Source organism: Cecembia rubra, assembly GCF_003014575.1.
GTDB lineage: Bacteria > Bacteroidota > Bacteroidia > Cytophagales > Cyclobacteriaceae > Cecembia_A > Cecembia_A rubra.
Window position 1 is genome coordinate 1,066,235 of sequence record NZ_PYGF01000001.1, and the last position, 12,420, is coordinate 1,078,654.

13 protein-coding genes and 1 tRNA gene are annotated in these 12,420 nt (G+C 38.8%); 9 read left to right on the top strand and 5 right to left on the bottom strand.

Going from position 1 to position 12,420, the window contains the following annotated elements; translation table 11 throughout:
* Positions 1-189: 189 nt before the first annotated feature.
* The 6 genes from CLV48_RS04540 to CLV48_RS04565 all read left to right on the top strand — a co-directional run bounded on the left by CLV48_RS04540 (position 190) and on the right by CLV48_RS04565 (position 3,406).
* Complete coding sequence (locus CLV48_RS04540) at positions 190-522, top strand: arsenosugar biosynthesis-associated peroxidase-like protein (RefSeq protein ID WP_106565998.1); 333 nt, start codon at positions 190-192, stop codon at positions 520-522.
* On the top strand, positions 522-1,565 hold the full coding sequence (gene arsS / locus CLV48_RS04545) for an arsenosugar biosynthesis radical SAM (seleno)protein ArsS (protein ID WP_106565999.1): 1,044 nt from the start codon (positions 522-524) through the stop codon (positions 1,563-1,565). The genes CLV48_RS04540 and arsS overlap by 1 nt, the downstream gene beginning before the upstream one ends.
* A complete protein-coding gene (locus CLV48_RS04550) occupies positions 1,565-2,173 on the top strand; it encodes a TIGR04282 family arsenosugar biosynthesis glycosyltransferase (protein ID WP_106566000.1) in 609 nt (202 codons plus the stop codon). Before arsS ends, CLV48_RS04550 begins: the two co-directional genes overlap by 1 nt.
* 142 nt (positions 2,174-2,315) lie before the next feature.
* A complete protein-coding gene (locus tag CLV48_RS04555; protein WP_106566001.1) occupies positions 2,316-2,555 on the top strand; it encodes an acyl carrier protein in 240 nt (79 codons plus the stop codon).
* A 119-nt stretch (positions 2,556-2,674) separates the two neighbouring features.
* Positions 2,675-2,748 (top strand) — tRNA-Pro (locus CLV48_RS04560).
* 241 nt (positions 2,749-2,989) lie between these two features.
* Positions 2,990-3,406 carry a CBS domain-containing protein gene (locus tag CLV48_RS04565; protein ID WP_106566002.1) on the top strand — a complete coding sequence of 139 codons (417 nt, stop codon included), beginning with the start codon at positions 2,990-2,992 and terminating at the stop codon, positions 3,404-3,406.
* Between the two features lie 8 nt (positions 3,407-3,414).
* On the opposite strand, the gene CLV48_RS04570 is transcribed toward CLV48_RS04565, so the two are convergent.
* The 5 genes from CLV48_RS04570 to CLV48_RS04590 form a co-directional block, all read right to left on the bottom strand.
* Positions 3,415-3,654 carry a hypothetical protein gene (locus tag CLV48_RS04570; protein WP_106566003.1) on the bottom strand — a complete coding sequence of 80 codons (240 nt, stop codon included), beginning with the start codon at positions 3,652-3,654 and terminating at the stop codon, positions 3,415-3,417.
* 119 nt (positions 3,655-3,773) lie between these two features.
* Positions 3,774-4,172 (bottom strand): DUF4174 domain-containing protein, encoded by a 399-nt coding sequence (locus CLV48_RS04575; protein WP_106566004.1) that lies wholly within the window; start codon positions 4,170-4,172, stop codon positions 3,774-3,776.
* 81 nt (positions 4,173-4,253) lie between these two features.
* Entirely contained in the window at positions 4,254-5,504 is a 1,251-nt protein-coding gene (locus CLV48_RS04580; RefSeq protein ID WP_106566005.1) for a metallophosphoesterase, read from the bottom strand.
* A 145-nt stretch (positions 5,505-5,649) separates the two neighbouring features.
* Positions 5,650-7,710 (bottom strand): methionine--tRNA ligase, encoded by a 2,061-nt coding sequence (metG, locus tag CLV48_RS04585; RefSeq protein WP_106566146.1) that lies wholly within the window; start codon positions 7,708-7,710, stop codon positions 5,650-5,652.
* Between the two features lie 38 nt (positions 7,711-7,748).
* On the bottom strand, positions 7,749-8,381 hold the full coding sequence (locus CLV48_RS04590; protein WP_106566006.1) for a TetR/AcrR family transcriptional regulator: 633 nt from the start codon (positions 8,379-8,381) through the stop codon (positions 7,749-7,751).
* Between the two features lie 146 nt (positions 8,382-8,527).
* Between CLV48_RS04590 and ligA the strand changes: the two genes are divergently transcribed.
* The 3 genes from ligA to dapA are packed head-to-tail and all read left to right on the top strand — an operon-like array spanning position 8,528 to position 12,341.
* On the top strand, positions 8,528-10,984 hold the full coding sequence (gene ligA / locus CLV48_RS04595; RefSeq protein ID WP_106566007.1) for an NAD-dependent DNA ligase LigA: 2,457 nt from the start codon (positions 8,528-8,530) through the stop codon (positions 10,982-10,984).
* A 2-nt stretch (positions 10,985-10,986) separates the two neighbouring features.
* A complete protein-coding gene (locus CLV48_RS04600) occupies positions 10,987-11,490 on the top strand; it encodes a DUF6913 domain-containing protein (protein WP_106566008.1) in 504 nt (167 codons plus the stop codon).
* Complete coding sequence (gene dapA, locus CLV48_RS04605; protein ID WP_106566009.1) at positions 11,484-12,341, top strand: 4-hydroxy-tetrahydrodipicolinate synthase; 858 nt, start codon at positions 11,484-11,486, stop codon at positions 12,339-12,341. Before CLV48_RS04600 ends, dapA begins: the two co-directional genes overlap by 7 nt.
* Positions 12,342-12,420 lie beyond the last annotated feature (79 nt).

Consider the following 12,420-nt stretch of genomic DNA (forward strand, 5'->3'; position numbering starts at 1 on the left):
GTAACAAATATCCCAACCCTACAACACATAAATGGGTGATTGTTTGATTTTATCTCCATGGACTTCAACAAGATATTAGCAAATCCAGCTTATTTGAGCCTATAACCCAAAGAAAAATGAAAACATTTTCCTTACATTGGAGCGTAAAAGCGGAATGAACATATTTAATATCTCAATTTAATCTTTACTATGAAAACATATTACGACCCGGAAGACTTAAAGAAATTTGGAAAAATTGGTGAATTTCAAAAATCAATGGCAGACAAATTTTTCGCTTATTATGGAGAAGTCTTCCAAGAAGGCGCCCTTACAGCAAGGGAAAAATCACTAATTGCATTGGCCGTTGCCCATGCCATTCAATGTCCTTATTGCATAGATGCCTACACCGTGGACGGCATGGAAAAAGGATGCGACGAAGAACAAATGATGGAGGCAGTGCATGTGGCTGCTGCTATCCGCGCTGGCGCATCGCTGGTACATAGCACCCAAATGATGAACAAAGTCAAAGAAATTTCTATGTAATGAAGTCGCTTAAGGCACAAAATCACCCATTATCCAATACCCAATATGAACTGCAGCTGCTAGAGTCCCAAAAGACTGGAATTTCCTTCTCTGAGAAACTGGCAGAATGCGGTTTGTATCCACTACTGCCGACCCAAATAGAAATATTACAGATCAATTTGGGTAAAATGTGCAACCAGGTCTGCAAACACTGTCATGTGGATGCGGGCCCAGACAGAAAAGAAATCATGGCCTTCGAAACCATGCAGGAATGCCTGGAAGTCATTAAAAAACATGATGTAGGTACTGTTGACCTTACAGGAGGAGCCCCAGAGATGAACCCCCATTTCAAGTGGTTTGTGGAAAAAATCCGCCAACTTAAACCAAAGGCCACTATCATAGTACGCTGTAATTTGACCATTATTTTGGCTAATCCTAAATTCAAGGATCTTCCTGAATTTTTCAGGCAACACCAAGTTGAAGTGGTATCGTCTCTCCCCTACTTTACTGCGATTAAAACGGATGCCCAAAGAGGAGAAGGTGTATTTGAAAAATCCATCAAAGCACTTCAAATGCTCAATATGGTTGGTTACGGTCAGGAAAATTCGGGACTGATGCTGAATTTGGTTTATAATCCGGCTGGCGCATTCCTTCCCGGTTCTCAGGAAGGTTTGGAGACGGAATTCAAAAAGCGGTTAAAAAGCCAATATGGCATTTCTTTCAATTCCCTATACACGATTACCAATTTGCCCATAAGCAGATTTTTGGAGTACCTTTTGAGAAGTGGTAACTATGAAAGCTATATGGAAAAGCTCATAGAGGCTTATAATCCTATAGCTGCATCCAATGTCATGTGCAGGAATACCATATCTGTTGGTTGGGACGGATACCTTTATGATTGTGATTTCAACCAGATGCTGGAATTGAAAGTATCCTGCCAAAACAGTCAGCATATCAAAGATTGGAATCTTGAAATCCTAAACAATAGAGAAATTGTCATCAACCAACATTGCTTTGGCTGCACAGCCGGAGCAGGATCAAGTTGCGGAGGTGCTACAGCTTAATGAATGCAATAAATACAGCCATCATTGTCTTTCAAAAAAACCCGGTTTTAGGTAGGGTTAAAACCAGAATCGCAAAGCAGTTGGGGGATGAAAAAGCCCTCGAGATTTACCGCATCCTGGTTCAAAAAACCCATGAGCAACTTTCCCTAGTGCCAGACAGTGATATCTTTTTATACTATTCTGATTATCTGGAAGATGTGTCTTGGAAACCAAAGCACGGAAAAATATTCTTTAGACTACAAAAAGGAAATGACCTTGGAGAAAAAATGAGGTGCGCCTTTGAAGATGTGTTTTCTGAAGGTTACCAAAAAGTAATAATCATAGGAACTGACTGTCCTGAAATTTCTCCATCCCTATTAACTGATGCAGCTACACTTTTGGACCTTAATGAGGTGGTGTTTGGACCGGCAATGGATGGCGGCTATTATTTATTGGGGCTGAAAAAATTACATGAGGGCCTGTTTGAAAAAATACCTTGGAGTACAGATTCTGTTATGGAATTGTCTATCCAATACCTCAAGTCAAACAATATCAGCTATCAAACACTCGTTCTATTATCTGATATTGACACTGAGGAGGATTGGAAAGCATATATAAGCTCTCCCTGATTAAAAGCATTAATCTTTGCTTTCAGCGGGACGGTAAATTTAAGATAAATTATTTTTAGAAAAATTCACATATCTAAAGCAACGTCAAAGACTTTTTTGCCGTCATCCATAAAAAATAACTCATTTTTATTGGCCTAGCACTATGAAAAATTTCGAAAAAAAGAAAAAAGCAATTGAAGTATTTCAAACTTATGGAATCCCACTGACCGGGAAGAAAAAAACAGCCGATTTTTTCCAGGAACTGAACATGGATAAGGTATTTGTGGATGGATTGATATATGAATTGGAAATCAAGCTGCAGAAAGAAATCGAATTGGAAAAAATTACAGCCCTCAGAAATCCATCTATGGTACTTGAGGAACTCCTGGCGACTATTGATTGATAATCAATGTTATGTTCAAAGAACATTATTCTGGAGGTTTGTAGGAAAAAACCAATTTGAATTTTAATGCCTTATTTTTTGGAATTAATAGCTGAACCATATTAATTTCGAAACCAATTCGGGGTGTGGCGCAGCCCGGTAGCGTACTTGCATGGGGTGCAAGTGGTCGCAGGTTCAAATCCTGTCACCCCGACTATTGTTGTAAAAGAAAAAACTCCTGTAGACAACTGTTTTACAGGAGTTTTATTTTTTTAAGAAAACCATATAGGCAAAATTTATTGGGTTATGAAATCGGTTTATTCAGGCCAATAATAAAATTCCACATTGTACATAAAGTCCAAAGTCACAAAAATCAATGCCTTATGTGATTTATATCAGGGTTTATTTCAAAGAATTAAAATAGCTTAGAACAATAAACTTAAAACCATTTAGCCATGAAAAAGAGAGAGCCAGTCAGCAAGATTATGACCAGCAAAGTCTATGCTGTACAGGAAAATGATAGCCTACAGGATGTGGTCGCCCTATTTAGAAAACATAAGATCCGACATGTACCGGTACTTTCAGGAAAGAAAATTGCAGGCATTATAAGTAGGACGGACATCAATCGGTTGACTTTTGGGGCATTATTTGAAAACCAGGAAGGTGCAGATGAGGCAGTATTGGAGATTTTAAGTATTCCTCAGGTAATGACCTCGAAACCAAAAGTTGTAAAATCTGAGGACTCCATAAGAGAAGTAGCAGAAATCTTTGCAAGTGAAGAATTCCACGCACTTCCTGTCGTTGAAAATGAGGAACTAATCGGAATCGTTACCACCACAGATATCATTCAATACATGTTGGAACAGTATTAAACAAATAATTATTTTTCTAGAGTCTGATTGGAACTCTTAAAAATATTTTTTGCTCCCTTTTGACAACAATGGGGACATAGAGAGGCATTGGGATTAAAGTGAATGGCTTTTTTCAATGCCTCTTTTGCATGTTGAAAATGCCCTACATAATCTCTTTTTTCGACAGGCGGCAATGAAAAACAACTCCTGTCATGAATTTCATAAATGCCGTTTTGGTTACTTTCAGTGGAAATGTAAAAGAATTTCATAAGCAAGTGATTATGCTCAAAATTAATCCTTACGAATCTTAAAAAAAATACCCAGTATAGGGTATTTTTTATCTATAATTAGCAAAATTATCCAGATTATAAATGAATAAATCATGTTTTCACCCAATTTCTGACCTTCTCATTGGCATGCTATCTATCGTTTTAAAAATATAAACCCAATCCAATTCTCCATCCATTCTTAATTTAATACTCCCATCAAGCCCTATAAGAACCCAACAATCATCTTTACAATTGGATTTATATTTTTTGATTAATTCTGCCACATACGCTTTCGAAAAATCTACTTCGGAATTTGTATTCAATTGCTCACCAAAAACAAAGTAGTGTATTTTCCTCTCTCTTATCCCCATATTCAATTCAGAACTCAATTCTTGAAAAAGTGTAGGGCTTTGAGGGAAGTAAAGTACAATCCGGTTTTTCCACTTAAAATCCTCGAGTTTTTTGGGTCTCTCCCCAATCATCCCAAGCATCAAAAGACTGAAAAGAAGTAATCTCATCAGCTATTAACCAAAGCACCATATGCTTGGTTTTAAAACAAAAGAAAAAAATGAGCCATCTCTCTGAAAACCAAGGAATTTTTATTTTTTCCTCAATTCAATAACAGTAATTTCTGGCCAAATACCTACCCTTCCGGAAAAAGCATGAAAACCAAAGCCGCGGTTCACATATAGGTACCTTCCATTAAAAGATGCCAAACCTGCCCAATTTGGATATCTATACTGTACCGGACTCCAACGGATAATCGGCGTTTCAATACCAAATTGCATTCCATGGGTATGCCCGGAAAGGGTCAGGTGAACCATGTTCTTCATTTTTTTTACTTCCTCATCCCAATGGGAGGGATCATGTGAAAGCAAAATTTTAAATTCATCAGTAGAAGTCCCTTCCAATGCTTTTTCCAGATCCCCTCTTGCCCCAAAGCCTACACCCCAATTTTCTACTCCCAGTAGTACTAGGTATTGACCCTCTTTTTCTATCCTTACATGCTCATTTCTAAGCAAGCGAAAGCCAATTTTCTCATGTTGACTTAAAAATTCTTTAAAATTATTTTCTTTGGCTTCTTTGTTAGGCCATGATATATAATCCCCATAATCGTGGTTTCCAATGATTGAGAATTGACCATAAGGAGATTTTATTTTCGAAAATTGGCCAATAAACGGGTCCATTTCATCAGCCCTGTGATTCACCAGATCTCCTGTAAAGACAAATAAATCAGATTCCTGCCCAATAGCCAAGTCTATGCCTTTTTGAACATGATCCGGATTTTTAAAACTTCCAATATGGATATCAGAAATTTGAGTAATTGTAAACCCATCAAATGCTTCAGGTAAATCTTCAAAATAAATAGTTTCTTTATGTACTTTAAAATTATGTTTTCCAAAAGCCATTCCATATACGAAACTGAAAAATGGAATCATAGCCACAATTACAGCAAGCAAACTCACCCATAATTTCCTTCCGGGAAACACAAAATTCTGTGCTCCATTAGACAGGTAGATTACACCTGCCTGGATGTTTCTAAATAAATCCTCTGTGAAAAGAAACACAACACAAACCAATTGAGTAACCACAACAGTTAGAAATACATTCAATAAAGTCTGTGTGGATAAGGTAAACTCCCCTGTAATGAAAATCTTGATAAAGGTATAGACATACCATGCCGAAATACCTCCAAAAATCAGCCAATAAACTATATGTACTGCATTTTTGTACTTTTCAATGGAAATCCCCTGAGAAAGTGTTTTTACGGCCTGAAAGACGTACCAGTTCAAAAAAGTGGAAAATAATAAAATCGCCAATAGGAATATAGAGGCACCCAATAGATTCATATGTTTTTGTCTAGCTCACCTCTAAATACTATGCTTACCCGAAAATGGTTCCAAAAAATATCTTTCAAATGAAAATAAAAAATCAGGCATTAGAAATCATTCGCCTTATGCCTGATATTCATTCTTTTTCCAAAGAATGAGGTCATTAAGAAATCGTTGCCCCATTAGCCAAAGCCTGATGAGGCTGTAGGAGCTTCAAACTTCCATCTCTATCTTCTGCCATCAAAATCATACCTTCTGAATCTATACCCATCATTTTTCTGGGGGCCAGATTGATCAACATAACTACTTGCTTACCGATCAGGTCCTCCGGACTGAAATGTTCTGCTACACCCGACAAAACTGTTCTCTTTCCAAGACCGGTGTCAACTGTCAGTTTCAAAAGTTTCTTGGATTTCGGCATCGGCTCTGCTGCCAATATTTGGACTATCCTCATATCCAATTTAGCGAAATCCTCATAAGTTATGATTTCTTTCATTGGCGCAACCTGAGCATTTGCCAGCTCATTTTGTTTTTTGGCTTCCAGTAGTTTATTCACCTGTGCTTCTACTACATTGTCTTCTACTTTATCAAAAAGCAAAGAGGCTTGGTTTAGCTTGGCACCTCCTTGAAGCAGATCATGTGTGCCTGCATCCCGCCACTTTAAACCTTGAAGTTGGAACATTTCAAAGATCTTTGCCGAAGTAAAAGGCAGAAAAGGCTCTGTTACAATAGCTAGATTTGCAGCAATATTTAAGGCAATATTTAGAACAGTACCGGTTCTATCGTTATCTGTTTTTATAGTTTTCCACGGCTCGGTATCTGCCAGGTATTTGTTGCCCATCCTGGCAAAATCCATTACAAAAGAAAGCGCTTCACGGAATCTGTACCGCTCGATTGAGGAAGCGATTTTTTCAGGAAAAACCTTCAACTCCTCCAACACTTCCTTATCTATTTGCTGCAATTCCCCTAAATCAGGAACATTCCCCTCAAAAAACTTATGAGTCAGAACCACGGCCCGATTCACAAAATTCCCGAAAATAGCAACAAGTTCAGAGTTATTCCTTGACTGGAAATCTTTCCATGTAAAGTCATTGTCCTTGGTTTCCGGAGCATTGGCTGTAAGTACATAACGGAGTACATCCTGCTTTCCGGGAAACTCCTTCAGGTATTCATGCAGCCAAACCGCCCAATTCCTTGAAGTAGAAATCTTATCACCCTCCAGGTTCAAAAACTCATTGGCCGGCACATTTTCAGGAAGTACATAACCTCCATGTGTTTTGAGAATTGCCGGAAATATGATGCAATGGAAAACGATATTGTCCTTTCCGATAAAATGTACCAGTTTGGTATCTTCATCCTTCCAATAAGGTTCCCAATCAATTCCTTTTTCTGCTGCCCATTCTTTAGTGGAAGAGATGTAACCTATAGGAGCATCAAACCACACATATAGCACTTTTCCCTCTGCTCCTTCTACCGGGACAGGGATTCCCCAGTCCATGTCTCTAGTCATAGATCTTGCCTGAAGTCCTTCTCCTGCTTCAAGCCATGACCTGCATTGTCCAAGCACATTATTCTTCCAATCAGATTCATGTTCAACCAAAATCCAGTTTTTCAGAAAATCAGTATACCTGGCCAGGTCAAGAAACCAATGCTTAGTTTCTTTTAGTACTGGAGTACTCCCGGACAATTTGGATTTTGGGTTGATCAATTCTGTAGGACTGAGTGAGGACCCACATTTTTCACATTGGTCACCATAGGCTCCCTCGTTCCCACACTTGGGACATGTTCCTTCTATATACCTGTCGGCCAAAAACTGACCCGCCTCTTCATCAAAATATTGCTGGGTGGCCTGTTCAAGAAACTCCCCCTTCTCGTAAAGATCTTTGAAGAATTCAGAAGCAGTTTCATGATGAATTTTGGCTGAAGTCCGGGAATAATGATCAAAGCTGATCCCAAATTCCTGGAAGCTTTGCTTCATCATCTTATGGTACCTGTCTACAACCTCCTGTGGTGAAAGTCCTTCTTTCCTTGCTTTGATCGTGATGGCTACTCCATGCTCGTCCGATCCGCAGACGAAAGCAACATCTTTGTCATTGGACCTAAGGTACCTGACATAAATATCAGATGGAATATAGCAGCCAGCCAAATGCCCTATATGAAGGGGGCCATTGGCATAAGGCAAAGCAGCAGTAATGGTATATCTTTTAAATGATTTCTGTTTCATGGATTGCAAAGATAGGGAATTGGATGATTTGGAAGTGATCAAACTTTTCGGAATTCATCCTTGGATTCATCGGTCAAAATTCCCTGATAAATGACCTGTATAATCTGATCATAAATTTCAGCTGTACTTAATCCTAGTTTTTGACTCATTTCATCAGGAAATTGGGATAAAAACCTGGGATCTATAAGATTTTGAATGGTAGAAGCATACATTAGAACCACCAGGCTTACATTTACTTGTGAGGAAACAAAACCTTTGTCAACTCCTTCTTGTATCAGCTTTTGAAAACGAAGGTAAGCTGACTGTCTGATGTATTCCTGTATTTCCTTCCAAATTTCTGGAGTATGCTCCCTTAAATCTTCCAGTAATTCTGAATTTATAGGTGCCAAGTCTGTGGCCAAAATGGTCAACATGGACTTCAATTTAGCCGGGTAGGAAATGTATTTATTGTCCACCAGACTTTCCACTTTTATAGAAAGCTTATTCTTCAGGATATCAAAAGTGGCTGCCAATAATTCCATTTTTCCAGGGTAATATTTATACAGGGTCTTTTTACTCATGGATAATTCTTGGGCAATATCATCCATGGTGGTTTTCCGGTATCCCTGAACCAAAAAAAGCCTGTAGGCAGTCTCTAATATTCTAGATTCAATTTCTGCTTTTTTACTCATAGCGGGGTTTGTGGAATCCAAATATAATTAATCCCCAAGATTTCCCTCAGTCCTCAATTAAAAAGGATGCAATCTGAAGTATTCCTTTGTGTTTACTTAGACAAAGATTAATTTTGGACGGATAGCCTAAATTTACTTTGAAAACCATGACCCCGGAGCAGGCAAAAGCTAGGATTGAAGAACTCAGCAACCAGATAAATTACCACAATCATCTTTATTATCAGGAAGATAGAATAGAAATTTCAGATTTCGAGTTTGATAAACTTTTGGAGGAATTGATTAACCTGGAAAAAGAGTATCCAGAATTTTTGGTTCCTGAAAGCCCAAGTCAAAGGGTCGGTGGGACCATCACCAAGGAATTTGAAACAGTCATTCATGAATACAGGATGCTCTCTCTGGGCAACACCTACTCAGAAGAAGAGTTGAAAGCCTTTGACGACAGGGTGGCCAAAGGTCTGGGACATAGAGATTTTGAATATTTCTGTGAGCTGAAATTTGATGGTGTTGCCATCAGCTTGGTATATGAAAACGGAAAATTGGTAAGAGCGGTGACCCGTGGGGACGGAACAAAGGGAGATGTAGTCACTGAAAATGTCAAAACTATAAAAAACATTCCCCTTCATATCAAAGGTCAGAATGTTCCAGCCAAATTCGAGGTGCGTGGGGAGATTTTTCTTCCAAGGAAAGAATTTGAAAAAATCAACACTGAAAGAGAGGCCAACGGAGAAGCCCTTCTGGCCAATCCAAGGAATGCCGCTTCAGGCACATTGAAAATGCAGGACAGTGCTGTTGTGGCAAAAAGAAGGTTGAATTGTTATTTCTACCAACTTCTGGGTGAAGATATCGGAGTGAACAGGCATGATGAGGCAATTCACCTATTGGAGAAATGGGGATTCAATGTCTCCCCTACTTACACCAAATGCAATAATATAGATGAGGTATTCCACTACATTTCTTCCTGGAAAGAGAAGCGTTTTGAAATGCCTCTTGATACAGATGGTGTGGTATTAAAAGTCAATGATTATGACCAAAGAGAAGAACTTGGTTTTACTGCCAAAATCCCACGATGGGCTATAGCTTACAAGTATCAGGCGGAAAGTGCAGAAAGCGAACTTCTTTCCATCACTTATCAGGTAGGGAGAACTGGGGCCATTACACCGGTGGCCAATTTAGCGCCAGTCCTCCTGGCAGGAACTACTGTAAAAAGAGCTTCCCTCCACAATGCCAATGAAATCGAACGCCTTGGGCTTTTTGAAGGAGATACCGTGATGGTTGAAAAAGGAGGAGAAATTATCCCCAAAATCACAGGGGTGGTTCTTGAAAAAAGGAAGCCCGGTTCCAAACCAGTAGTCTATATTGATCATTGCCCGGAATGCGAAAGCCCATTGATTAGAAAAGAAGGAGAAGCCAAACATTTTTGTCCAAATTTCAAGGGATGTCCTCCACAAATACTGGGAAGAATTGAACATTTTGTCCATAAAAGGGCCATGGATATAGACTCCTTAGGAACTGAAAGAATTCAGACTCTAATAGTTCAAAGATATATTGGCAATTTTGCGGATCTGTATGAATTGGAAAACAAAGCGAATCAACTCCTTGGATTGGAAATGAGCCAGGACCAGTACCAAAAATCTGATGACGGCTATTTGTTCATTTCATTGCCCAAGGCTTTTTTTGCACTGACAGAAGGTTTGTCGCTGGCTTCGATCCAGAAATTCTGTGAAAGATATACTGAACAACCACTTTGGGAAGTTTTGGACAATTTTGAAATGTTTATCAGGACCAACAATAAAAAGGTAGCACAGAATGTCGGTACCATTAAAAAGTTGGAAGAAATCCTATTGTCAAGTCATTTGCCTCAAATGGAGGATTACCTTCCTGTCCCTGTGGTAATGAATGTATTGATTGGCAACTGGATTTCACTGGAGAAATTGGTGGAGGCTTCTTTGCATGAAAATACTGTCCACAGCATTTTGCTCAAACTGAATCTTCCAATCACTAGGGAACAGGAAGATCGTCTCAAAAAAATGAAAGCCAATACATTCCAGGAAGGAGTAATTTCAAACATGCTTGAAGGTATCAGAGCTTCCAAAGAGCAGCCCTTTGAAAAAGTACTTTTCGCTTTGGGAATTAGGAATATCGGGGAAAATACAGCTCAAATATTAGCAAGGCACTTCAAAAAAATCGATGAGCTTCAAAAGGCAAGTACAGAACAACTCTTAGCGATCAATGGGATTGGTGAGACCTTAGTAGAAAGCATTCATGCCTATTTCAAAGATCCGGAAAATCTTGAAACTATTGAGCGCCTTAAAACACATGGCTTGAAATTTGAAGTGGATGCTACCGAAAAACCCCTGGAAAGTGAATCCTTGAAGGGCATGAAAATTCTAGCCTCCGGAAAATTGAACCATTTCAAGAGGGATGAGATTATAGATTTTATTGAGGCCAATGGCGGACAATACCTGAAGGCAGTTTCAAAATCTTTAGACTTCATCATTGAAGGTGAAGATATGGGGCCTAGCAAAAAGGAAAAAGCTGAAAAGCTTGGTGTTAAATTAATTTCAGAAGATGAGTTTCTTCAAATGGTGGGCAAAAAATCTTAAAAATGAAGCAGATTAAAGATTGGATGGTAAAGCGGCAAATAAAAGCCAAACTTCATTTGCTCAAGTCTAAAGATGTAAGGATTCCAAATGAAATTAAGACTATTGGAATTCTTGCTGCTTCATCAGAAGATTACGAATTGACAAAAGAGACCATAAGGCAGCTTTGGGGGTATACAGTGAGGATCATTGGTTATTATTATGATGAAACTAACCCAAACGCTATCGACAGTATATCCTATAAACACTTTGATATATTGGGCAACCCAACAGAATATTTCAATGCGTTTATGACCGAAAAGCTGGATATTATTTTGGTTCCTTCTTTAAACCTTAATCTATATTTACGTTATTTGCTGCTCTCAAATAAATGCAGCTTCAATTTGGGTTTTTATTCTGAAATGAATGAATCCTATCTTGACCTTATGCTCCAATATGAAGAAAGCAGCTTGGGGGAAAACATAAATCGATTGATCAATTATCTAAATAAAATACAAGAGGCATGTTAAAATTTCAGGGTACAGGTGTGGCTTTAATTACTCCCTTTCATGAGGACTATTCCATTGATTATGGAGGATTAAAAAAAGTCATAGACCATGTAATTGAAGGTGGGTCTGATTATTTGGTTGTGCAGGGCACGACCGGGGAAACTGCCACTTTAAGCAAAGAAGAAAAAAGAGCTGTATTAAAAGCTGCTATAGAATATACTGCAGGAAGGATTCCCATTGTGTACGGAATTGGCGGGAACAATACCCAGGCAATATTGGATGAAATCAAAACCACTGACTTTACAGGAGTGGATGCCATCCTTTCTGTCAGCCCGTATTACAATAAACCCTCTCAGGCAGGCATCATTTCGCATTACCTGAATATAGCTGATGCATGTCCTGTACCTGTAATTTTATACAATGTTCCCGGTAGAACAATGTCCAATCTGACTTACCAGACTACTGTTGAACTTTCCAAGCATCCTAATATTATAGGCATCAAAGAGGCAAGTGGCGACCTTTCACAATGCATGAGAATAGCGGCTAAAGTTCCGGAGGACTTTCTAATCATCTCGGGCGATGATATCCTTACTCCCTCATTAAGAGTGATCGGGGGACATGGTGTGATTTCTGTACTTGCCAATGCTTATCCAAAGATTTTCAGGGAAATCTCCCATGCAGACTACGATACTGCCAAGAAGGCGGCTTTCAAATTATTGGACGTAAATCCGATGATGTATGAGGAAGGTAATCCTGTAGGTTTGAAATACCTTATGCAAGAGTTGGGGCTTTGTGGAGAAACGGTAAGGCTTCCTTTGGTAAAAGGATCAGAAAATTTGAAGGAAAGAATCAGAAAATATATGCCCCGCTAATTTTGGGGTTTGCAGATAAAAGCCTTTCAACTTTGGAAGGCTTTTTTTTATGCAAAATAGATTTTTATTTTATTCTCCG

What these genes read in the sequence shown, in the direction of transcription:
- CLV48_RS04540 (WP_106565998.1), top strand. Translation starts at nt 190, where the DNA reads ATGAAAACATATTACGACCCGGAAGACTTAAAGAAATTTGGAAAAATT.
- arsS (WP_106565999.1), top strand. Translation starts at nt 522, where the DNA reads ATGAAGTCGCTTAAGGCACAAAATCACCCATTATCCAATACCCAATAT.
- CLV48_RS04550 (WP_106566000.1), top strand. Translation starts at nt 1,565, where the DNA reads ATGAATGCAATAAATACAGCCATCATTGTCTTTCAAAAAAACCCGGTT.
- CLV48_RS04555 (WP_106566001.1), top strand. Translation starts at nt 2,316, where the DNA reads ATGAAAAATTTCGAAAAAAAGAAAAAAGCAATTGAAGTATTTCAAACT.
- CLV48_RS04565 (WP_106566002.1), top strand. Translation starts at nt 2,990, where the DNA reads ATGAAAAAGAGAGAGCCAGTCAGCAAGATTATGACCAGCAAAGTCTAT.
- CLV48_RS04570 (WP_106566003.1), bottom strand. Translation starts at nt 3,654, where the DNA reads ATGAAATTCTTTTACATTTCCACTGAAAGTAACCAAAACGGCATTTAT.
- CLV48_RS04575 (WP_106566004.1), bottom strand. Translation starts at nt 4,172, where the DNA reads ATGAGATTACTTCTTTTCAGTCTTTTGATGCTTGGGATGATTGGGGAG.
- CLV48_RS04580 (WP_106566005.1), bottom strand. Translation starts at nt 5,504, where the DNA reads ATGAATCTATTGGGTGCCTCTATATTCCTATTGGCGATTTTATTATTT.
- metG (WP_106566146.1), bottom strand. Translation starts at nt 7,710, where the DNA reads ATGAAACAGAAATCATTTAAAAGATATACCATTACTGCTGCTTTGCCT.
- CLV48_RS04590 (WP_106566006.1), bottom strand. Translation starts at nt 8,381, where the DNA reads ATGAGTAAAAAAGCAGAAATTGAATCTAGAATATTAGAGACTGCCTAC.
- ligA (WP_106566007.1), top strand. Translation starts at nt 8,528, where the DNA reads ATGACCCCGGAGCAGGCAAAAGCTAGGATTGAAGAACTCAGCAACCAG.
- CLV48_RS04600 (WP_106566008.1), top strand. Translation starts at nt 10,987, where the DNA reads ATGAAGCAGATTAAAGATTGGATGGTAAAGCGGCAAATAAAAGCCAAA.
- dapA (WP_106566009.1), top strand. Translation starts at nt 11,484, where the DNA reads ATGTTAAAATTTCAGGGTACAGGTGTGGCTTTAATTACTCCCTTTCAT.